The organism is Candidatus Didemnitutus sp., assembly GCA_019634575.1.
Lineage (GTDB): Bacteria > Verrucomicrobiota > Verrucomicrobiia > Opitutales > Opitutaceae > Didemnitutus.
Window position 1 is genome coordinate 41052 of the sequence record JAHCAY010000003.1, and the last position, 22527, is coordinate 63578.

General features: G+C 66.9%; 17 protein-coding genes. 5 read left to right on the top strand and 12 right to left on the bottom strand.

Features of this window, described 5'->3' with window-relative positions; all coding sequences use genetic code 11:
- Positions 1–30 precede the first annotated feature (30 nt).
- From KF715_18810 to KF715_18825, 4 genes are all read right to left on the bottom strand, one after another.
- On the bottom strand, positions 31–1050 hold the full coding sequence (locus KF715_18810; protein ID MBX3738751.1) for a hypothetical protein: 1020 nt from the start codon (positions 1048–1050) through the stop codon (positions 31–33).
- A gap of 70 nt (positions 1051–1120) precedes the next feature.
- Positions 1121–1903 (bottom strand): DUF1573 domain-containing protein, encoded by a 783-nt coding sequence (locus tag KF715_18815; GenBank protein ID MBX3738752.1) that lies wholly within the window; start codon positions 1901–1903, stop codon positions 1121–1123.
- Positions 1904–1910: 7 nt separating this feature from the next.
- Positions 1911–3230 carry a hypothetical protein gene (locus tag KF715_18820; GenBank protein MBX3738753.1) on the bottom strand — a complete coding sequence of 440 codons (1320 nt, stop codon included), beginning with the start codon at positions 3228–3230 and terminating at the stop codon, positions 1911–1913.
- A 7-nt stretch (positions 3231–3237) separates the two neighbouring features.
- A complete protein-coding gene (locus KF715_18825; protein ID MBX3738754.1) occupies positions 3238–4179 on the bottom strand; it encodes a helix-turn-helix transcriptional regulator in 942 nt (313 codons plus the stop codon).
- A 194-nt stretch (positions 4180–4373) separates the two neighbouring features.
- On the opposite strand from KF715_18825, the gene KF715_18830 reads away from it, so the two are divergent.
- The 4 genes from KF715_18830 to KF715_18845 are packed head-to-tail and all read left to right on the top strand — an operon-like array spanning position 4374 to position 8105.
- On the top strand, positions 4374–5372 hold the full coding sequence (locus tag KF715_18830; GenBank protein MBX3738755.1) for an ATPase: 999 nt from the start codon (positions 4374–4376) through the stop codon (positions 5370–5372).
- Positions 5365–5952 (top strand): cupin domain-containing protein, encoded by a 588-nt coding sequence (locus KF715_18835; GenBank protein MBX3738756.1) that lies wholly within the window; start codon positions 5365–5367, stop codon positions 5950–5952. Before KF715_18830 ends, KF715_18835 begins: the two co-directional genes overlap by 8 nt.
- A gap of 6 nt (positions 5953–5958) precedes the next feature.
- Positions 5959–6351, top strand: coding sequence for a phosphomannose isomerase type II C-terminal cupin domain (locus tag KF715_18840; protein ID MBX3738757.1), 393 nt, complete (start codon positions 5959–5961; stop codon positions 6349–6351).
- Positions 6352–6353: 2 nt separating this feature from the next.
- Positions 6354–8105 (top strand): class I mannose-6-phosphate isomerase, encoded by a 1752-nt coding sequence (locus tag KF715_18845; GenBank protein MBX3738758.1) that lies wholly within the window; start codon positions 6354–6356, stop codon positions 8103–8105.
- Positions 8106–8136: 31 nt separating this feature from the next.
- On the opposite strand, the gene KF715_18850 is transcribed toward KF715_18845, so the two are convergent.
- From KF715_18850 to KF715_18875, 6 genes are all read right to left on the bottom strand, one after another.
- Entirely contained in the window at positions 8137–9279 is a 1143-nt protein-coding gene (locus KF715_18850; protein MBX3738759.1) for a DegT/DnrJ/EryC1/StrS family aminotransferase, read from the bottom strand.
- Positions 9280–9368: 89 nt separating this feature from the next.
- The gene (locus KF715_18855; GenBank protein MBX3738760.1) at positions 9369–10121 is read right to left on the bottom strand and encodes an amidohydrolase family protein; all 753 of its coding nucleotides are present in this window, start codon (positions 10119–10121) and stop codon (positions 9369–9371) included.
- 3 nt (positions 10122–10124) lie between these two features.
- The gene (locus KF715_18860; protein ID MBX3738761.1) at positions 10125–10895 is read right to left on the bottom strand and encodes an amidohydrolase family protein; all 771 of its coding nucleotides are present in this window, start codon (positions 10893–10895) and stop codon (positions 10125–10127) included.
- 5 nt (positions 10896–10900) lie between these two features.
- On the bottom strand, positions 10901–12202 hold the full coding sequence (locus tag KF715_18865) for a hypothetical protein (protein ID MBX3738762.1): 1302 nt from the start codon (positions 12200–12202) through the stop codon (positions 10901–10903).
- Between the two features lie 52 nt (positions 12203–12254).
- Positions 12255–13649: an MFS transporter gene (locus tag KF715_18870; GenBank protein ID MBX3738763.1), complete on the bottom strand. Its 1395-nt coding sequence runs from the start codon at positions 13647–13649 to the stop codon at positions 12255–12257.
- Positions 13650–13791: 142 nt separating this feature from the next.
- Positions 13792–16779: a TonB-dependent receptor gene (locus KF715_18875; protein ID MBX3738764.1), complete on the bottom strand. Its 2988-nt coding sequence runs from the start codon at positions 16777–16779 to the stop codon at positions 13792–13794.
- 282 nt (positions 16780–17061) lie between these two features.
- On the opposite strand from KF715_18875, the gene KF715_18880 reads away from it, so the two are divergent.
- The gene (locus KF715_18880) at positions 17062–18327 is read left to right on the top strand and encodes a Gfo/Idh/MocA family oxidoreductase (GenBank protein ID MBX3738765.1); all 1266 of its coding nucleotides are present in this window, start codon (positions 17062–17064) and stop codon (positions 18325–18327) included.
- A 9-nt stretch (positions 18328–18336) separates the two neighbouring features.
- On the opposite strand, the gene KF715_18885 is transcribed toward KF715_18880, so the two are convergent.
- Both KF715_18885 and acs read right to left on the bottom strand, forming a co-directional pair.
- Positions 18337–20376: a family 20 glycosylhydrolase gene (locus KF715_18885; GenBank protein ID MBX3738766.1), complete on the bottom strand. Its 2040-nt coding sequence runs from the start codon at positions 20374–20376 to the stop codon at positions 18337–18339.
- Positions 20377–20432: 56 nt separating this feature from the next.
- Positions 20433–22451, bottom strand: coding sequence for an acetate--CoA ligase (acs, locus tag KF715_18890; protein MBX3738767.1), 2019 nt, complete (start codon positions 22449–22451; stop codon positions 20433–20435).
- Positions 22452–22527 lie beyond the last annotated feature (76 nt).

Sequence of the window (22527 nt, forward strand, 5' to 3'; positions counted from 1 at the left end):
CCGGCGCTCGCCCGTTCGTTTCGTCAAGCATCAGGGCTGCACCCAGTATGCCGTCGCCACGACGGCATTACCGGTCGCTTTGGCGTGCAAACTTGCCTCGACGCCGACAAAGCCGCGGAAAACGCCGCTGTCATCCAGCACCTGCAGCATGGCCCAGGTGTGGCCGCCGCCGACGCTGATGCAGGTCGTGCTCGACCCCTGCGAGTCGCTGCAGGCCACGGAGCCGAGCTGGTGCTGCCAGTAGGTTTTCCGGAAATCGCTCGCCGGGTTGCCGGCGAAATACGAGCGCCAGTAGGCGTTGTCGCAGACCGGCACGCCGGGAGGCGCCGGCAGGGTCATCGAATTCGACGTGCCGCAGATGTTGTAGGTCGTCAGGTCGAGCCAGCCGTTGAGATTCTGCGAATCAGGCACGCCATAGGAATTCTGCCAATAAACGTAGTTGGTCAGTGTGCCGCCCGACTTCATCTGGGCGATCGTCGCGCCGGAGGAGAATCCCGTGTTCGAGCCGAAGCCCCAGGCGTGCTGCACGTCGTAGTTCGAGTTGAAGATCGTGAACATCGAGTAGTAGCTCTTCGGCGAACTGATGGTCCACGTCTCGTATTGGCCGCCGGTCCAGGTGATCACGCAGCGGCCATTCACGTCGATGATGTAGGTGCCAGAGAGGGTGCTCCACGCCTGACCGGGCTGGTAGCCCTTTGGCGTCTTGATGGTGCAATTCCATGTGCAGCCGTTGGTGGTATAGCCGGTGAGCACCTTGTTGGTGTTCGAGTCGCCGGTGAACGTGGACTGATTCCAATACTTGAACTGCTCCGTCACCGTGCCGGTCGAGCCGGAGCCGGCGGTGAAGGTGTATTGGGCGATGCGGACGAACTTCGCGCTCACGGCGCCACCCATGGCGGTGACGACGTAGTAGGCGCGGCCGCCCGGCAGACCGACAGCCGAGGCCGCAACGGCGGCGCCGAGGCTCAGCAGCGAGAGGAACGCGGCCTTGAACGGGAGAAAACTGAGCCGACGGGGCGCCGGCGCAGCGGTATGGAGCGTATCTTTCATGTGGATTTCAGGGGCTGGTGGGAAAAGACGACGGGCGGCCACCAGCGCGGACCGCTCGCCGAGGGGAAAATCATCTTTCCGGCGGGAGCGGAGGCCCCGCGAAGGTGCGGACGAGATACGCCACGAGGGATTCGACCTGTTCCTCGTCGAGCGGGCCGCCCTCGCTCTTCGCGAATGCCGGCATCAGCGTGCCGGGCCGGCCGCGCGTCACGATCTCGCGCCAATACGCCGCGTCCCGCGGCTGCTTCGCCAGTGCCAATTCCGGCACGATCGAGGCGCGGTGCGGCGACTCGTGGCACGGCCCGCACGCCGCCGCATAGAGGAACGCGTCCCTCTGGCCGAGCGCCGGCGCGGCATGGCAGCGCGCGCAGTCGCCCTGGAACACCGCCTGCCGGTTCTGCTGCGCGATGAGGAAATTCGCCTTCCGCTGCGGGTCCGAGTCGATCGCCCGCGCCGGAATGGAAATCGTGAGCGCAAGCGTCTGCGTGCCGAGATCCGAGGCCACCTGCACGGACTTCGTGAGTCGTCCCTCTTTCGCCGTAAAGTCGACCTTCAGCTTCAACATCGAGGTGGCGCCGGGGGCCAGCACCCAAGGATCGGCGGGCAGCTGCGGAATCGTGCAACCGCACGACGGCTGCACGGCCTCGATCACATGCGAACGCGAGTCGCGATTAGTAACCGCGAACGCCACTTCCCAGAAATTCTCGTCCGCGCGCGCATCGTGGTGCTTCTCCATCGCATCCCACACCAGCAATTCGCCGATCGCACGCGGCGATTGGGTCTCGTTGCCGGCGAGCCGGGCCAGCGTGGCGAACGTCAGCAGGACACTCAGAAAAAAAGCCGCGGATCTCATGGCGCACTCAGCCGCGGTTCGGTTGGGCAAACCGGTAGGCCGCCACCGCCTCGTCTCGCACGCTGCCGGCCGGCAGCGTTTGCAGCCACTGCCACGCGCGCACCGGATCCGTCGACGCCCAGACCGGCATGATGTCCCGCACTGCCCGGCGACGGGTCGCCTCGCCGGCCACGCCACTCAGCCACGTCGTGGCGGCCGCGGGGTCGCTATTCGCCCAAGCGACCGCCACGGAAATCAGCGCCCGCTCCCGGCCCTCGTCGGCGGGGAGTTGCAGGGCCAGCTGCGCCGCTTCGACCGGCGCGTCGAGGGCGCGTTGCGCCACTGCGGCGTTGACGAACTCGGCGCGCTCGGCGCTCGACAACGACTCCGCCCACCGGCTCGCCGCCGCGAAATCCACCGCCCCCCATTGGCGTGCAAGCTGTTCGAGCGCGGAGTTCGAGGGGGAAAATTCCCGCCAATGCGCCGCCGCTCCAGCCGGGTCCTGCTCGATCCACCCCGGCAACATGCTCGCCTCGACGGCTCGACGCAGATCGCCCGGCGGCAACTGCGATGCCCACGCCCGCGCCGCCGCGAGGTCCTCCACCACCCAGCGAGCCGAGAGCGAAGCGGCCGCCTGTTGCGCGAGCGGTCCGTCGCCCAGCCGGACGATGCAGGCCGCGGCCAGCTCGGGCTCGCTTTGCACCATGCCCTGCAACGCGACAGACAGCAGCGCCTCCTGGCGCGGATCGTTCGTCTGCGCGCGAATCCAATCGATCGTCGCCGCCGGATCGTGCGTCGCCCACTCGCCGACAATCGCCTCAATCGTCGTCACCCGCGGCAAGCCGTTGAGCCGGGTGGACGCATCCGCGACCGCCGCACCGCCATCGCGACGCGCCCAGGCGCGGTAGGCGATCTCCGCGATGCGCCGTCCGGTCTCGCCGCCCACTTCGGAACGGGCCAGCTGGAGCGCCGCCGGGGCGTCGGCCTCAGCGAGCGCACCCAGCGCGATCGTCCACAGATCGTTGCGCATCACGCCCGGCGGCTGGGCGCGCACCCACGCCAGGGCCGCGTCGCGATCGCGTTCAAGCCATGAGACAAGTCCCGTGCTCACGCGACGACGCGCCGCTCCGCCCGGCGAGGTGGACGCCCATGCGGCCCAGTCACCGGGACCTTCGCTCTGCCTCGCCTCCATGGCGACCGGCGACCCGGAAGACGCCATCCCGCTCGCGACGGCGACCGTCGGTGCCAATCGGGGCGCCGGCACTTTCCATTGTCCGACGATCTCGCGACCCGCAGCGCCGAGCACGAAGCCCAGCAGCACCAGACCCGCCGCGTCCGACCGTTTCATTCGTCCACTATGCCGAAAATGCGGGCCCCGTTGGAATAGCGGGACTCCGGTTTGTTTTAGCATTTCCGCCAACGGTGTCCGCCCCGCCGCCGGAGGACTGCGCCCGCCTGGCCTTCGCAAACGCCAGCGGCGAGAGACCGTAGGCCTGGCGAAACGCGCGACTGAAAACATAGACCGACGAGAAACCCGTCAGCTCTGCAACCTCCGTCACGCGCAGCCGGCCCGCTTCGATCAATCCGCGCGCCCGCTCGAGGCGCATCCTGCGCAAGTGGCGGCCCAGCGGCACGCCGCTCGAGAGATGAAACTGTGCGCGAACATGGCTTACGCTCACTCCGAGCGATTGCGCGATTTCCTTCACTTTTGCGCCTGCACCGCAGGCCCCGGCGATGCGATCGACCAGTCGCACCAGATCGCCCCGCTCCGCCGGAAGCGGGGTCGCCCGAGGGGCCTGCCGCAAATCCTGCAGCAAGGCCGCGAGTCGGAGCACGGTCAGATTCGCTCCATCCGGCTCCAGGAACGCCTGGACCAGCGCCGCCGCCGACCTCTCCGCCGGCGGCAAAAAGGCGACGCGCACATCTTGCAGCCCCGCCAGGCTCGACGCATCGACCATCTCGAACGTGACGAACAGCCAGCGCAACGCCGCGTCGCGGTCGTCCGGGTAGTGATGGAACTGGAATGGGAACACCAACAGCGCCTCCCCCGGGCCCAGCAGGTGCGTCGTGCCGTCGACCGACACCTGCGCGTCACCCTCGATGGCGAGGATGAGCGTGAACCGATGGTGGAGAAACTGCCCGCGGTGCGCGCCTTGGAGTTCGGTCCGCCGCGCCCGCTGGAAGCAAATCACGTTGTTCGGCAGAGCGCCCACATCCCCGCGCCGGCCCTCGAGCAGCGGGACCTGCGGGGACACGAGGCGACCCAGCAAATCTCCAAGGTGATGTCGCGCGGACATGGGTGGTGGCGTGGAAAATACGGGCCGCCGGGCGGCGGGCCTGTGATAACTGCTTGGTTACTTTATTTCGATTGCGCCCGCTGGCTAGGAAAAAATTCCGTAAACCCCGCGCCCGGGCCGTCTGCCCGCCGCGCGCGCCGGCTTTGCCGCGTTTTCGATTGGACACCCACCGCGCCGCCAGGAACATTGCCCGCGTGGTTACCAATCGGTTACTTCTTGGCATCGATGGCGGCGGCACGCACACCCGCGCGCTCCTCGCCGCGCCGGACGGCACCATCCTCGGCCGCGGCCGCGCCCCCGGCTGCAACTACCACAACGTCGGGCTCGACGCGGCGCTCCGGCACATGGCCGCGGCGGCGGCCGGGGCCTGCGCCGCCGCCCGCTGTCCGGTGGAGGACATCCACACCGCCTTTATCGGCACGGCCGGCGTGAAAGCCGCCGAGGACATTGCGGCGCTCCACGACGGCAACCGCCGCGCGGGAGCGCTGCCGGCGCCACAGGTGGTTTTTGCCAACGATTCCGAGAATGCGCACGCCGCCGGCTTGGGCGGCCGGCCGGGTGTCGCGCTCATCGCCGGCACCGGCTCCATCGCCCTCGGGCGGGACGAACACGGACGGTCCTTCCTCTGCGGCGGCTGGGGCTGGCTGGTCGACGACGGAGCCAGCGGATGCTGGCTGGGACTGCAGGCCCTGCATGCCGTCGCGCGGGCGGTGGACGGGCGCGGGCCCGCCACCCATCTCCGTGAGCCCCTGCTCGCCGCCCTCGGCCTGAAGGATCCGCAGACGATTCTGCGCCGCATCTACACCGTCGACCTGGGCGCATCCGACTTCGCGCTGCTCGCTCCGCTGGTATTCGCCGCGGCGCGGCAGTGCGACGCCGTCGCCCTGGAAATCCTGCGCCGCGGCGCCGAGCGCGCGGCCGAGCTGGCCGCCGGTGCGCAACGCGGCGCCGCCCTGCCATGCGATTGCGAAGTCGTCCTGCTCGGCGGCGTCGCCCAGTCCGGCGCGCCCTATCAACCGATGATCGAAGCCGCGATCCGGCGGCACCTGCCAGCGGCGCGCCTCGTGGCGCCCGTTCTCCCCGCTGAATTCGGCGCGCTCGTCCGCGCCCGCGAGATCGCCGGTGCGAAACCGGACGCAGCCTTCATGGCCCAACTGCAGGCCTCCAGCGCCACCGCTTCCTCCCATGCATGACATCGCCTCCCTTTTGGGCTGCTACGACTCCGCGACCGGCCGCATCGCCGGGCGGCCTCTCGTCGAGCGCCGCCTCTCCGATCTGCGCGGCTCGTTTGCCGACACCGCCGCTTACGAAACGGCCCTCCGCGCCGGGAATCCCCTGCTCTACTCCGTGAGTTCCGTCGAGCCCGGCCGCGGGCCCGGAGACCTGCACTACGGTCTCGGCCTGCTTCAGCCCGGCCGGATCGGCGACGAATACTTTCTCACCAAAGGCCATCTGCACTCCTGGCGTCCCGCTGCCGAAGTCTATGTCGGACTCCGCGGCACGGGCGCCATGCTGCTCGAAGACGAGCACAGCGGCGAAGCGCAGCTGATCGAGCTCGGCGCCGGCCAGATCGTCTACGTGCCCGGCAACACGGCGCACCGCACGGTCAACACGGGAACGGAACCGCTCGTCTATCTCGGCATCTATCCCGCCGCCGCCGGCCACGACTACCAGAGCATCGCGGCGAAGAATTTCGCGCACGTCGTCGTCACACGCGCCGGTCGGCCCACGCTCGTGCGCCGCTCCGAATATCGCCCCGCAGCCAACCCCTGATCCCCGATGAGCTACGTCACCAAACCCATTCCCGCCGAAAAGCCGGCCGTCGACCTCGTCACGCGCCCGTGGGGATCCTTCAAGCAGTTCGCGCACAACCGCGAGACGACCGTCTCGTTGATGTCCGTGCTCCCGGGCCAGCGGCTCAGTCTCCAATCGCACACGGGCCGCGCCGAACTCTGGATCGTGCTCGACGACGGCGCCACCGTGACCGTCGGCGAAGCCACCCGCATGTGCCGCGCGGGCGACGAGATTTGGATTCCGGCCAACGAAAAGCACCGCCTCGGCAATCCCACCGCAACGCCCGTCCGCGTCCTCGAGGTGGCGTTCGGCAACTGGCAGCAGGCCGACATCACGCGCTACGACGACGACTTCGCGCGTCCCAACAAGGGAGACTGACGATGCCGCCCCGTCCCGCGAACTACGACAAATTCCCCTTCATCCCCGTCCCCGCCGCTCACGCTGCCGACTGCTGGGTCGGATGGAGCGAGATCGGCACGCGCCTCGGTGCGGCGATCACCGGGCACGGCGCCCTCGTGGTCGACTGCTACCCGGGCGTCCATCTCGATGACGTCCGCCACGCACTGGCGGCGGCCCTGCGCCCCGCGGTGGTGATCGACACACGCGAGGCGTTCAAGCCCGCCGCGACGATCGACAAGCTCGTCGCCCCGGACCTCGGCGGCGCGGATCCGATCTTCGGCCGGCTCACACGCCTGCGCTTCGACGATTTCCTCGATCCGCATCGCGTCGCCGAGTTGCGCGCGAAGATCACCCTTGCACGCGGACTGGCGCTCGTCGTCGGCCCGGCGGCGGCACTCGTCTGTCCGGAGCCCGCCGTTCTCGTCTATGCCGACCTGCCGCGCTGGGAAGGCCAGCTCCGCCAGCGGCGCAACGAGGTGCCGAACCTCGGCGCGGCCAACCACGCCCTCGCCGGTTCGCTGAAATACAAGCGCGCGTTCTTCGTCGATTGGCGCGTCGCCGATCACGAGAAACGCCGCACGATGCCGCGCTGGGATTTTCTGCTCGATACCGTCGACCGCGCCGCACCGAAGCTCATCACCGGTGCCGCGCACCTCGCCGCGCTCGAGGCGGCGGCGCGCCGACCGTTCCGCGTGGTGCCGTTCTTCGACCCGGGTCCCTGGGGCGGCCAATGGATGAAGGAAGTCTGCGACCTCGACCGCTCCGCGAAGAACTTCGCGTGGTGCTTCGACTGCGTGCCGGAGGAAAACAGCCTGCTGCTCGCCTTCGCGCGGGCGCGCGTCGAGATCCCGGCGATCAACCTCGTGTTTCGCCACCCCGAACAGCTGCTCGGTCCGGCGGTGCACGCCCGCTTCGGCGCCGAGTTTCCGATCCGCTTCGACTTCCTCGACACCATGGGCGGCGGCAACCTCTCGCTGCAGGTCCACCCGCCGACCGAGCAGGCGCGCACGGAGTTCGGTCTCCCCTACACGCAAGACGAGAGCTACTACATCCTCGACGCCGAGCCCGGTGCGCGCGTCTACCTCGGACGCGCCAACGGTGCGGACCAAGCGGAGATGTTCGACGCGCTCGCGGCCGCGCAGCAATCCGGCCAGTTCGAGGCCGAGAAATTCGCCGCCAGCTTTCCTGCGAGGACGCACGACCACTTTCTCATTCCCGCCGGCACGCTGCACTGCTCCGGGGCCGGCAGCATGGTGTTGGAGATCAGCGCCACGCCCTACATCTTCACCTTCAAGCTCTGGGATTGGGGTCGGCTCGGTCTCGACGGCAAACCGCGCCCGATCAACCTCGAGCGCGGCCGCCGCGCGATCCGTTGGGAACGCGACGCCGACTACGCCCGGCAGCACCTCGTCAACCAAGTGACGCCGGTCGAGTCCGGCGTCGGCTGGCGGGAGGAGCGCACCGGACTGCATCCGGCCGAGTTCATCGAAACGCGCCGCCACTGGTTCAGTGGCAGCGTGCCTCACGACACCGGCGGCGGCGTGAACGTGCTCAATCTCGTGCAAGGCGCGGAAGCGATCGTCGAGAGTCCGAACGGCGCGTTCGTGCCGTTCGTCGTGCACTACGCCGAGACGTTCATCGTGCCGGCGGGCGTCGGCGCCTACACGATTCGCCCGCACGGCCGCGGCCTCGGGCAGGAGTGTGCGACGCTCAAGGCGTTCGTGCGGACGTGAGGCGAGCAACCCTGCCGGCTGGAAGCTGGCGCTACTTTGCGAGGCGCCGGGCTACGTAAGTCACGGCACGAGCCACCTTGGCGACGTAGCCCTCGGTCATCGCTTCGTTGATGTAGAGTAGAATGCCGTCGCGGATGATCGCCTCGGCGACGGGACAATGAACCTCGCGATAATCCATCGAGGTCAGACCGGCGTCGCGCACCGGCCAGGCGCCACCGAAGAAATTGTGCGTCTGGAACACGCGGTAACCGTAGACCGGTTTCGGGAGATAGCCGGGATTGAGATTCACGCCTTCGGCGCGAAGCGCTTCGGCGAAGGCCGTCGCACCGCCCGCGAAACGCTCCTCCTCGAGGCGGAAGAAATAAAACCAGTAACTGTGCGTGTCGCCCGCGCGCTTCAGCGGGGGCAACAATCCCGGCACGCCGACGAGCGCCTCGTCGAGCTGGGCCGCGATGGCGATGCGGCGCGCGACGATGCCGTCGAGCTTCGGCAGTTGGGCCGCGGCGATCGCCGCCTGCGGCTCGGTGATGCGATAGTTGGGAGCGAGGTCGGCGGGATCGCGCAGGAGAGCGACGTCGCGCTCGCCCGCCACGCGGTCGTAGGACTTGTCGCCCCACTTCTGCAGGCTGACGCCGTAGGCATCGGAATTGGTGCCCACCATGCCGCCATCGCCGCAGCTGAGATGCTTGAAGTCGTTGAACGAGTAGCAGCCGAAGTCGCCGATGAGTCCGACCGGCGTGCCTTGATATCTCGCGCCCCACGCCTGCGCGCAGTCCTCGATCAGCGCGAGCCGATGCTCGGTCGCGATCGCCCTGAGCGCCGCGAGGTCGCACGGATTGCCGGCGAGGTGAACCGCGAGGATCGCGCGCGTCTTTGCCGTGATGGCGCGACGCACCGCGGCCGGATCGAGATTGTAGGTGCGCGGCTCGAGGTCGGCGAAAACCGGCACGGCCTGCTGATAGAGGATGCCGATGACCGAACCCATGTCGGTGATCGGCGGCACGATGACTTCCTCGCCCGGTTTCAGGCGCAGCGCGGCGAGCGCGATGTGGATCGACGCCGTGCCGGACGAACAGGGAAAACAATGCCGAAGCGGATAGGCGCGCCGGAATTCCTCGAGCAACGCGGTCGTCTGCGGGCCCCGCCAATAGAACAGCGAGGGTTGATCGAGCATCGCGGTCAGGCGCGCGAGCTCGGGCGCACCCCAGCGGCGCGGGCGCGGGAACGGTTCGTCGACGATCGGGGCGGACTTCGGGTTCGCGTTCACAAGGAGAAAAACTCGCGCGCATTCGCCACGCCGATGCGCGCACGCTCAGCTGCGGTGAAATAATCGGTGGTGAGCTTCGCGCGCTGCGCTTCCGGCGAGAGCATGGGAGCGAGCGTGCCGAACATCACGCGGCGCGCCGGCAGAAGCTGGCGCAGGCGCGGTGCGAGTTCGTTGTGCTCCACGTAGGCGAGATCGATGGAGAAATTATCCACCTTGGCCGCGAGCAGCGTCGTTTCTCCCAAGGAAAGCCCCGTGCACAGCACGTGATGCTTCGGGAAGCGTTGCAGAAACTCCGTGAGCTCGGCGACCGGCACGCCGCGAATGTTCAATGCGAAGTAGCGCTGACGCTCGTCCTCCAACCGCACCGTGAGCACGAGCCGCAGTTTCGCGGCGGCGAGGGCGTCCATGAACCCTGCCATCCGCGCGTTTCGCAGGCGGTAGTTGTGGTAGTTGGGGAGAATGCGCACGGCGCGCGCCTCGGCAGCGCGGCAGGCTTCCAGTTGCTCGCGCCAGTTGGCCAGCGCGGGGTTGACGATCGGCAACGGCGCGAAGGCGCGAATGTGGCGCACGGCGTCGAACAGATACGCGTTGGCCGTCATCGGCTCGGGTGCGAGCACGGCGTCGAGCGGCGACACGACCGCGCGCTTGATGCCGCTGCGTGCGAGATGCGCGGCCAGTTCGCCGGGCAGACGGCGGGGCGCCGCACTGAACGGCCAGTGTCCGAGGTAGGCGTTGACGTCGATGAGCATGACTCAGGCGAGCTGGAGCAGACGCGCGGCGTTGTCGTGGAGAATCATCCGCTTCTCGCGGGCGGACAGCTGCGTGCCGCGCACGCGATGGATCGCCACGCCGGTCGAGCGACCGGGCAAATCGGAGCCGTAGATCACGCGGTCCGCGCCGAGGTGCTCCACCGCGAACTCGATCAGGCCGTCGTCCGGCAGGCCGCCGGAGGTGTCGACCCAGAGATTCGGCAGGCCCTTCGCCTCGAGGACGCCGCGCACGCCGCAACCAGTGAGGTGCGCCATGATGATCGGCACATCCGGGTGGCGCCGGGCGAGCACGGCGGTGTCGGCCGGATCCGTGTGATAGCTGCGTTGGCGGATGATGGTCTGGCTCCACGAGTGCTGGAGCACGACGAGCTGGAAGCGGCGCGCGGCCTCCATCACGGGGCCCATGCAGGCATCGCGGGCGTTGTTGCAGATCTCGAGCTTGATGCCGATGAAGCCGAACTCGCTCACGCAGCGTTCGACTTCCGCCATGACGGCGCGCTCGCCGTGCAACGGATTGACGAAGCAGAAGAACTTGAAGAAGTCCGGCGCGAGCCGCTGCACGCGTGCGCTCTCGTCGTTGATGACGCGAATCTGTTCGAGCGTCGGGCTGCGGCCGTGCAGTAGCACATCCCCGAGGCCGACCATTTTCACGATGCCTTGCCGCCTGGCATGGGCGAGGAGCCAGCGCACCTCGGCGGGTTTCGCGCCTTCGCGAAACATGATGGGGTGCGTGTGGGCGTCGATGATGCGCATGACGGTCAGGTCGCGGCGGTCGCGGACAAAGCCGGCGCCGGGAGTCGTGCGATCGCGGCCGCGGCCTCGTCGGCCAGCTGCTCGAGCGCCCCGATGCGGAACCGGTAGCCGCCGTAGAAAATGTGCGCCATGTCGACTTCGTAGCCGCCCTCGGCGTAGGCGGGACGCGTGCAGAGATAGCCCATGTCGCCGTTGGCGTAACCGAGCGTGTAGACTTTGGCGAGGCCGGTGTCGCGACGCAGCCAATCCGTGAAAATCGAAAACACTTCCGCGTTCACGCCCACGAACACGCAATCGCCGATCTGCACGAGGTGCAGCTCGGCCTCGCGCCGTTGCGCGGCGCGCCCCTCGGCGAGTTCACGACGCAAATCGTCGCCCCAACCGTGCACGCAGTCGCGGACGCGGCGGCCGAAGCCTTCGTCGGGCACGGTGGCGAGCGTCGACGCCACCGCGGCATCGAGCGCGGTGCGGTCGAGATAATCGAGCGGCAACGGGACGATGCGACGCGCCAGACGGAGCGTAGGCGGCGCCGGGCGCGCACGCTGCAATGCCGGAGCGAGCAGCGCGGCGAACTGGTTGCCCCACTCCTGCACGCGCGACCACGGGACGTTTTCGCCGGGCGGGTTGAGGTTGCCGCAAGCTCCATTCGCGAAAAGCACGACCGGCTGCCCCGGCAACTGGCGCGAGAGCGCGAGCGCCACCGCGCCAGGCAGGTCGGCGCTGACCGCGCGATTCGAGTGGCCGAGCGCCACGGGATGGATGGCGTAGTTCACGACGACCGCGGCGAAGGTGCCGTCGCGGCGCTTGAAGCCGAGGGCGGCGACGCGCGGGTCCACATGCGCGGTGGCCGGTCCGCGCCGGTGCACCGCGAGCGAGAGCATCTCCTCGACGCTGACGAGCGTGCATTCCTCGTTTCGCATCCGCGCCATTTCGGCCGCGGAGCGCAATTTCTCGTCGAGCTGCTCGAGGTAATGCCCGTCGGGCGCACCGGCGGCGCGCAGCGGGACCGTGGCCGGACCGGAGTGCGTATGCGTGGCGGTGAGCAGCACCTGGCCGGGTTCGAGGCCGAATTTGTCCCCGGCCCACCGGCGAAAGCGCGCGACGAGCGCTTCGTCCACCGCGAGCAGATCGCAGTGCAGCCACAAAAGTTCCGCGCCTGCCGACTGCACCCGCAGCGCGCGCACGAAGAGCGGGTCGAGCACGCCCGCGGACGGCTGCTGCCGGAGCGCGAAGCCGGAGAGCTCGACGTTGTGCTCGGGCGTAATCTCAACCTGGGCGATTCCGATCCTGAAATGTTCCGCGGACATTAAGTAACTAATTGGTCCATTATCACGCCCGGTCAATTCGATTCCGGCCAGCTTAGGGCGCGACGTAGCGGTCCGGCCCGCCTAGCGCGCGGAAGCGACGATAGACCACAGTCATGGCGACGAAAGTCGCCGCCGTCATCAGGGCGGCCCAGTAATACATGTAGCGGTAGTCGTTGTTCATCCGGTCGAGCATGGCGCCGCAAACGGGCGCGATGATCATCTGGCTGATCGAATAGCAGATGGCCATGGCGCTGTTGAGCGTGGCGAAGCGCGCTTGCGGGAACAGCGTCGGGCCGAGCGGCAGCATAGTCGTGACCCACGAGCCGCCGAGCGTGCCCACCGCGACGATAGCGATGCCGAGTGTCGTGGCGTCATGGACGGCGAAAAAGGCCCAGACGCATGCGGCGAACAGCAGCGCCAGCGTGGCGAGGTTGACGCGCAGCGCGTGGAATCTGTCCACCAGCCACCCCAGCGGATAGGCCTGCACCACCGACAGCATGAGCTGGATGGTCTGGTATTTGCCGAGCGTGCCGAGGTCCATGCCGATCGACGGCGCGTAGGCGTAGACGAACAGGCTGATCGGCCAGGTCATCACGTAGCCGAGCGAGACGGCGAGGAAGATCCAACGGTAATACGGGTGCGTGAACGCTTCGCGCAGGTAAGTGACGATCGCCCACTGCTGCCGCTCCGCGGCCACCTCCACCGCGTCCGGCTCCGGATACTGTCCCTCCTTCACCCGCCAGCACATCACGGCAAAACTGAGGCCGTAGACGAACGCGATGCCGAGGAAGATGTGGAAGTAATACTCCTCGACATGTCCCAGCAGCAGTCCGGCGAACACCATATTGCCGAACAATCCCACCACGCGGAACATGGCGTAGAAGCGTCCGATCACCGCCTGCGGCACCACATCGGCGATCAAGCCGTGAAAGAGGCAGCCGCAGATCAGACTGGAAAATTCGAAGACGAACCACGAGAGGCCGAGCAGGCCCACGACGAGCGGTCCCACTCCGGGCGACGATGGACCGAGCGCGCGGTGCAACAAGTCGCCCAACACGGGACTGAAAGCCAATCCCACCATCGACGTGAAGGCGATCGGGACGGTGAAGGCGAGAAACGGAATCCGCCTACCCCACTTGCTGCGGTAGCGGTCGCTGCGGTAGCCGATGATCGGCATGAGCACGAGCGACATCGCCTGTGGCAGGCTCGAGACGAGCAGTGCGAGCACGAGGTCGGACGCACCGAACTTCTTGAGCAACACCTGCAGCGTCGGCTGCACGGCGCGCTCCTTGAGAAAGAAACCGAAGTCCCCCCAGAGCAGCCAGCAGAACAGGCCGATCAATCCCGCGGTAGTGTAGACGAGTGTGCCGACGCGCCAGAGTTTGGGCCCGCTGGCCGGGATGGCGGCGGAGGCAGCGGAGTCGGTCGGTGATTCGGCAGCGGACACGGGCGCAGCGGGGTTGATGTGGCGCGACGTTAGCGCGGCGCGCCGGGTTGTCAGGGGATTTTGGAAACGATGCGCCCGACGATCCCCCTGACCGTCGGGCGCAGGCCTAACTCAACTATGGATCCAGGACAAAACAGACCGGTCAGAACCGGACGTTCACGCCGGCGCTGAAGCTCGTGCCCTGCCAGAGGGTGTAGGTCTGGCGGCCAAGCACGCTCTGCGTCTGCGTGGGCTCGTCGGTCAGGTTGTAGATGTCGAGGAAGACATCGACCTTGTTATTGATCCGGTAGAGACTCTTGAGGTCGAGCAACGTGCGCTGCTCGCGATAATTGACGTTGGTGTTGTTGGCCGTGTTCGACGCCGGCGTGGTGATGATGAACTTGCTGCGGTAGTTCGCGAGGAGGCGCAGCTGGAGTTTCTGGCCGGTGTAGGACACGCCGAAGTTGCCGCTCTTCGGCACGAGGCCGGGCAAAGTCGAAAACGTGGCCGTGTTCGTGGCGTTGGGCGTGAAGTTGCCTTCCGCCTTCAAGCGGGTGTAGTTCGCGAACACGCCGAGGTTCTTGAAGACGCCCGGCAGGAACGTGAACTGCTGGCTGTAGTCGATGTTGACGCCCTTGATGGTGCCCTCGCCGATGTTGCGCACCTGCGTGAGCGTGTAGCCGGCGAACTGACCGTCGAAACCGTTGTCGGCACCGGAGCCGATCGTGCTGGTGAACGCGGTGAAGTAGTTGCTCAGGCTCTTGTAGAAACCGCCGACGGTGATCTTGCCGATGGGCTCGAAGTATTTCTCGATCGAGGCCTCGTAGTTGTCGGAGGTATAGGGCTGCAGGTTCGGGTTGCCGATGGTGATCGTCGGCGGCGAAGCGGTCGGGTTATACGAGGCGTTCGGGAGGGTGTTGGCGATCGGCGGGCGCGTGATGGAGCGATTGTAGCTCGCGCGATAAACCATGCCGGCGCCACCGCGGTAGGCGAGGTGGATGCCGGGAAACGCCTTGTTGTAGGAACCGCTGAAGGAACGCCACGTGAACTTCGCGCGCGCGTTGGCGACGTTTTGGTCGCGGGTGAGCGCGGCGTTGAACGCGAGGGCAGGGTCCCCGTTGTTGATGTAGGCGCTCGCATCCGTATCGGTGGTCTCGAGGCGGAGGCCAGCGAGGACGAAGAGTTTGCCGAAACTGGTGTTCGCCTGAACATAGCCGGCGGAGATCGTCTCCTTGAAACGCGCGTCAGCCGCGAGCGAGTTGACCGTGTTGTCGTAGGCGTCCCGGTCGGTCACGTAGAGATTGGAGTTGGCGAGGATGTCGGTGGCGCCGCCGAGGCCCGGCTCGGCGAGGAACGGAAATGGACCGTAGCGACCACCGGCCTGCCGATAGGAAGCGCCGACGAACTGGCCGATACCGGTCGCACCGAGCCAGCCCTGGCGATTCTCCCAATCGCGCTCCTGGCGCTGGTCGTTGATCTGGCGCTTCAAGCCGACCTGCACGGTGACAGGATGGCTGCCTTGGAACTCCTTCTTGAAATCGGCACGGACATTCTGGTTCGTGCTCGGTGCCCACCAATGGATGTGCTGATTGAGGTTAACCGTGTAGCTGGCCGGATCGTAGACGGAAGGCCCGGAAGTCTGGGTGAACGCCGGGTGATAGGCATCGCCGCTGAAATCGAGCGCCCAGCCGAGGCCGCCGGGGGCGACCCGGGCCGTGCTGGCGCGGCCGGTGTTGTAGTTCGGATAGACGATATCCGCGTAGGAGTAGAAATAGCTCAGGTCGAGCTGCGCGGTGTCGTCCATCAGCTTGAGCGAAATGCCCGGGTTGATGCTGTAATTTTCGGACTTCTTCTGGAAGAGCGCCGACCACGTCTGCGCCTGCGAAGCGGCCACCGGCAACGCCTCGGACTTCTCCGACGTGGTGGTAGCAGAGAAATTCGCCAGGGCACCGCCGGTCGCGATGTCCCAGCGGTAAAAGCGCTGATCCTGGTCGTTCGAGTTGTAGGCGGTGCGGAGGAAGAGCGCCCCGTTCTTCAGCTTGTAGTCGACGTTGAGCGAGTAGCTTTCCGCGACTGCTTTGTAGAAGAAATCGCCGGTGCCCCACACGCGGGTGATCGGCGCGGAGGTGACGGTCGGGAAATAGAGCGCACCGTTGCCGGTGGCGGTGAGGCCGGCGCCGACTTCGTCCTGCGTCGTCGCGGATTTGCGGCGGCTGGCGTTGAGCACCACGCCGAGATTGTTGGATTCGCCGAATATCCCGAAAGTCTCCGAGTAGTTGAGCGAGAGCACGTCGGGCGAGAGGCTGATCTTGTCCTGGAACGGATTGGCATCGGATTCGCGTTTGCGCCACATCGTGCCGACCGTGAGATTCACCCGGCGACCCGGCGAATCGAACGCGCGCTTGCTGATCAGATTCACGAAGCCGGCGACGGAATTGGCGTCGTCCTGCGGCCGGGGTGCCTTGATGAGCTCGACCGACTGGAGATTGGCCGTGCCCATCTGCTCGATCTGGAATTCACGCGAAGCGCCGGTGCCGCGCGACGAGGCAACCTGATTGCCGTCGACCTGCAGCACCGAAAACTCCGGACTCATGCCGCGGACGAAGATGCTGCGGACCTCGGAGCCGACGATCTCCGTCGTGACTTCCGAGAGACGCTGGATCAGCTCGCCGGGGTTTGCGGACGGATTGCCGTAGGCGTCGATAGACGAGACGACCTTCGAATTCGGCGCCTGCTTCTGCTGCTGGATCGCCGCCGACTGGCCTTCGCGGATGCTCTTTACCGTGAAGGCATCCAATTGGTAGTAGCCGGCGGTGAGGGCAAATTCCTGAGTGGCGGACCCGCCGGCAGTCACCTCGACCGCCGACTCCTTCGTTTCCAGACCCGTGTAACTGGCCGCGACGGTCTGCGTGCCGGCCGGCACGTTGACGAGGCGGAAGAAACCGTCGCGATCCGTCGCGCCGGTGATGCCGGAGCCCTTGATGGACACCGTGGCGTTCCACAGCGGTTCTTGGGTGGCTTGATTGGTGACTCGGCCGGTAATGGTGCCGGTTTGCGCCCAGACTGGGGTCGCACCGAGCACGAAGAGAACAACTCCGGCGAGGACACGACTAAGAAGCGTGCCGCGGTAGGTGTGCATTGCGAGGTTCATGTCAGACTTGCTGGTTTGTTGGGAGGGGTGTGGTGACCGTGGGAAACAGCCCGCTCACTCGAAACGGCGCGCCGAATTTTCCGGGCCGGAGCAAATGTGCGGGAAGCTCATGAGGGGATCGCAACGGAGAGAAGGAAATTCGTCCGGGCGGGCAAGCTTATTTAACTAACTGGTTACATATTTTCTAACACACCATCATGCCATTCCGCCGAGTGTGTGGTAACTACTCCGTTACTTCATTTAGGCTTCCATTGCCCTCCGTTTTCCACTCACGCTCCAACCATGATTCCGCTTCGCTATCGTCTCGCCGCGCTCGGCGCCGGCAATCGCACCCAAGTCTACGCCGCGCTCGCGGCGCGCCTGCCGGAGCGCTACGAGTTCGTGGCCGTGGCCGATCGTCACGCCGCCCGCCGGGCCCTGGTCAGCCGGCTCTTTCCGGAGCGACGAGTGGCGGAGTTTGCCGACGCGGCTTCGCTGCTCGCCCAACCCCGGATGGCCGACATTCTCATCGTCGCCACGCCGGACTCCGCACATTTCGACCAAGCGCGCCAGGCGCTCGCACTCGGCTACGACCTGCTGCTCGAAAAACCGATCGCCACCAACCCGAACGCCACGCTGGAGCTCGCCAGGCTCGCGCGGGAACTCGGGCGGCGCGTGCTCGTCTGCCATGTGCTCCGCTACACACCGTATTTTCGCCAGATCCAGTCCCTGCTCACGGGTGGCGCCATTGGCCAGCTGGTGAACTTCGAGGCCACGCAGGGCCTCGATCCGTGGCATCAGGCGCACTCCTATGTGCGCGGACACTGGGGTGTCGCTGAAACCTGCACGCCACTCACCGTCGCGAATTCCTGTCACGACTTCGACATTCTCTCCTGGTTGGTCGACGCACCGTGCGACACCGTTGCCAGCTCCGGCAGCTTGCTCCACTTCCGCTCGCAAAACGCCCCGGCCGGCGCCCCCGCGCGATGCACCGACGGCTGCCCGGTCGGCCCCACCTGCGCCTACAACGCACTGCGCTACCTCACCGACCGCAGGAACTGGCTCGGGACCGTTTACGAGCACGCTGCGACGGCGACGGACGTGGAAATTAACGACTGGCTGCGCACGAGCAAATGGGGGCGCTGCGTTTACCGCTGCGACAACACCACCGTGGATCACCAAAGCACCGCCCTCGCCTTCGCCAACGGCGTCACCGGCACGTTCACCGTCACCGCGTTCAGCTCGGGGCGCGACCTGGCGCTGTTCGGCACCGAGGGCCGCATCCTCGCCGGCGCCCGCACGCGCCAGACGGTCGGCTGCGACATTCTTCTCGAGCGCTTCGATGGACGGCCCGGCGAGAAAATCAACGTCACCGCGCCGGACGAATGGCACCGCGACGCCGATGCCGGGATGATGCACGACATGTATCTCGAGATGCAGAAGCCCGATCCGGCCGCGATGCTCACGTCGCTCGAGCGCAGCATAGAGAGCCACCTGATCGGCTTTGCTGCCGAAGAGTCGCGCAGCACCGGCCGCATCGTGGACCTCGCCGCACGACGCAAATCCTGACCGCCGACGTTAGAGGTGGTCTTCGTAGACCGGTCCGCCGATTGTCATGGGCAGCGCGGCCGTCGCGACCACCTGTCGATGCCAAGCCGCGCGTGCGCCGCCTTCCCTTTTGAGTGAAGCGGCGACATCGAGCAGTCGCTCCGAGGCGTGCAACGCGAAATCCACCGGTGCCACGAGCCCCGGCGCCGTTCGTTTCCCGGCCTTCCGTGTGCGTCCCCGCTCGAGATGATCGAGCGCATCGATGAACACCTCACAGGCCACCGCGAGGCGAGCCGCCGCCGATCTCACGTCCTTGCGCGTCACGCCCGCAAGCGCACTTGCGCTCGCCTCAGCCCATTCGTCGATCTGCGTCCGCATGTCGGCCGCGACGACCGGCGATCCGGTGGCGAGAAACTGCTCCACCTGCCTTTGAAACCGGCGCGACCCGACGCTCTCCACGCGTAGACAATCGACAAAATCCGAAAGCGGCAGCGCCTGCGTGGCCTCGGGCTGGTGTTGGTTCCGGCCGTAATTTTTCGGCGGCTCGCAGACGTCCGCCACGCACCCGATGGCACGGTGGAGGCGCTCATCCGCATCGTCAGGGGCAAGTCGACGCAACATGGCCGCGCGATTCGCCTCGTGGCGCAGGCCGCCCTCTTCGAGGCGCCGCTCGACGCTGCCCAGGCGCCGGTAAAGATCGTCCGCGTCATGCACGGCGGCGCTCGACCAAAGGCGTTCCGCGACCACGGCCGCACGGGGCCAGACACACATATCCAGCCGCTCCTCGGTCACCCACTCCGACCACATCGCGGCCTCGCCCCCGAGCACGAGCCGCTGTTCCGCATCGGTGAGCGGCGTGCCGGCCGGGATTGGATCGACACCGTAATGCTGTTCCGCCGACCACGACAGGTCGAGATAGTAGCCATTCGAGAGCAACGCCCGCCGCCCCATCCGCGTAGCCGCCGCGAGGCCCTCGACCCCGCGCCAGGATTGCACCACGGTCGATGCCGGCAGATCGGGGTGGAGAATCTCGTCCCATCCGACCATCTCGCGCCCATGGCGGCGCAAAATTTCCCGAACCCGCCGATTGAAATACGCCTGCAAGCCGCGATTGTCTCCAAGCGCGTGGTCGCGGATGAAGCGCTGGATGCGCGCGTCCGCGCTCCAGCGTTTCGCCTTCACCTCGTCCCCGCCGATGTGGAAATGGCGGTCGGGGAAAATCGCCGCCATCTCTCCGACCAACCCGTCGAGCAACTCGTAGACCCCCTCGTTGGTCGGATCCATCGCCTCCTCCGACACTCCCCAGTGGCGGCGCAGGGACTTCGGCGCCCGGCCCGCCGCAAGTTCCGGGTGACCGATCAACCAACTCGTCACGTGGCCGGGCACGTCGAACTCCGGAACCACCCGGATGCCGCGCGCGGCCGCGTAACCCACCAACTCGCGCAATTCCTCCTGCGTGTAGAACTTCCCGTCCGAACCGAGTTCGTGCAGACGCGGAAAGCGCCGGCTCTCCACCCGGAAGCCCTGATCCTCCGTGAGGTGCAGATGCAGGACGTTCAGTTTCACCAGCGCCATGGCATCGAGCTGGCGCTTGATCGCCGACAGCGACTGCCAATGGCGGCAAACATCGATCAGGAGGCCGCGCCACGGGAACCGCGGCCGATCCACGATCTGCACAGCGGGCAACACCCAGCGCGCACCATCGTGCTGCAGCCACTGCTCGAGCGTCGCGAGGCCACGCAGCAAGCCGGTCCCCGTCGCGGCGGACAACTCCACCCGCTGCGGGGAAACCGTCAGGCGATACGATTCGTCTTCGCCCAGCATCGGCACCGCCGGGCCGGGCTTCCGGCAATCGATAACGAGATGCGCTTCGCGCCGTCCGACCTGTAGTCGCTCGCCCCGCTCGCTACGCACAAAGGCCCGGCCGATGCGCCGCTCCCAGCGCTCCAGCATTCGCCGCATCGCCGCCGCGACCCGCGGATCTTTTCCCCGACCAAGCGCGAACGACAAGTCGCCCTCGACGGCGAAGACGCCGACCGCTCTCCGCACCTCGGCGGGGACCGGCAACACGGGTTGGACACTAGACCACGAACGGCGAACTACGGACATGGAGCGCGGGGGTTGAATCAATCGGTTTCCTGCAAGGCCGACAGCACGGAAATATCCTCGAGCGTCGACAGGTCGCCCTGCACGGAGCCGCCGCCGGCGATCTGCTTCAGCAGCCGCCGGACGATCTTGCCGCTCCGCGTCTTCGGCAACGCCGCGACGAGCCGGATCTCATCCGGCCGCGCGAACGCGCCGATCTCGCGCGCCACATGCTGCCGGAGTTCCTCCCGCAAGGCAGCCGACGGCTCGCCGCGACGCAACACCGCGAAGCAAACCAGCGCCTGGCCTTTCATCTCGTCGTTGCGTCCGACCACCGCAGCTTCCGCGACGGCCGCGTGGGAAACGAGCGCGCTCTCCACCTCGGCGGTCCCGATGCGGTGCCCGGAAACGTTCAGCACATCGTCGATGCGCCCGCTGACCCACAGGTAACCGTCCTCGTCCATGCGGGCGCCGTCGCCGGCGAAATAGTGTTCCGGATGCTCGTCCCAATATTGCTGGCGATAGCGATCCTTGTCGTTCCAGAGCGTCCGCAACATGGAGGGCCACGGGCGCTTCAGGAAAAGTTTCCCCTCCGTGCCGGGCGGCACTTCGCGCCCCTGTTCGTCCAACACTACGGGCACCACCCCGAAAAATGGCCGCGTGCACGAACCTGGCTTGAGCGGGGTGACACCCGGGATCGGCGCGACCATGATCGCGCCCGTTTCGGTCTGCCACCAGGTGTCGACCACCGGACAGCGACCGCCACCCACGACGTCAAAGAACCACTGCCACACCGCCGGACTAATTGGCTCGCCGACCGAACCGAGCAGACGCAACGAGCTCAGGTCGTGCCGGCGCACGTGTTCGTCGCCCCACCGCATGAACGAGCGAATCGCCGTCGGCGCGGTGTAGAAGATCGTCACGCGATGCCGCTCGATCATCTCCCAAAAGCGATCGACGCCCGGCTGGTTCGGCGCGCCCTCGTAGAGCAGGATCGTCGCGCCGTTCGCCAGCGGGCCGTAGACGATGTAACTGTGACCGGTGATCCAACCGATGTCCGCCGTGCAGAAATAGACGTCCGCTTCCTGCAGATCGAAGACATACTTCGACGTGATGGTGGTCCCGAGCAGATAGCCGGCACTCGTGTGCAACACGCCCTTCGGTTTCCCCGTCGAGCCCGACGTGTAGAGGATGAACAGCTCCTGCTCGCTGTCGAAGGACTCCGCCTCGTGCCGCGTCGGGCACCCCGCTACGAAATCGTCCCACCAACGGTCGCGCCCCGCCCGCATCGCGATCTCGTGCCCCGTCCGGCGCACGACGATGACCTGCTCGACCGAAGGCGTGTGCGCCAGCGCCCGGTCGACGTTCTGTTTCAACTCGACGATCTTGCCGCGCCGCCAGCCGCCGTCGGCCGTGATCACGAAACGGGCATGGCAGTCGTTTACCCGGTCCTTGATCGCTTCGCTGGAAAAACCGCCGAAGATCACCGTGTGGATCACGCCCAGTCGCGCGCAAGCCAGCATCGCGATCACCGCCTCGGGAATCATCGGCATGTAGATGGCGGCGCGATCGCCCGCGCGCGCCCCCGCCGCCAGCAGGGCGTTCGCGAAACGGCACGTCTCGCGATGCAACTGGCGGTAGGTGTAGGTGCGAACATCGCCCGGCTCGCCCTCGAAAATCAACGCCGCCTTGTTGGCGCGCGCCGTGAGGAGATGCCGGTCGAGGCAGTTCTCCGCGACGTTCAGTCTTCCGCCGTGGAACCAGCGCGCATGCGGCCGTTCCCAGTCGAGCACGCGCTCGAACGGTTCGCGCCAGTGCAGCAGGCCTTTCGCCTGCGCTGACCAGAATTTCTCCGGCTCGTGGACCGACTCGCGGTAGAGCCGCTCGTAGTCCGCCTCGGGCGCGTGCGGCGCGCCGTGGCGGACGGGTTCGAAGGCGTGGTGGGCGGCCGCGCGCGCGGCCGAACGTGGGGTGGAATCGGGCGAGGAAGACATGCGTGGAGGGGTGAGGCGCCCAAACGAGCCGCGCGGCCGGGGCACGGCAAGTAAATTCATAACCATTTGGTTACTTCAGGCGCAACCACCTCCACGACATGCGCCTCGGAATCCGCGCCCGCAATTTGCTTGTCCGCGCTTT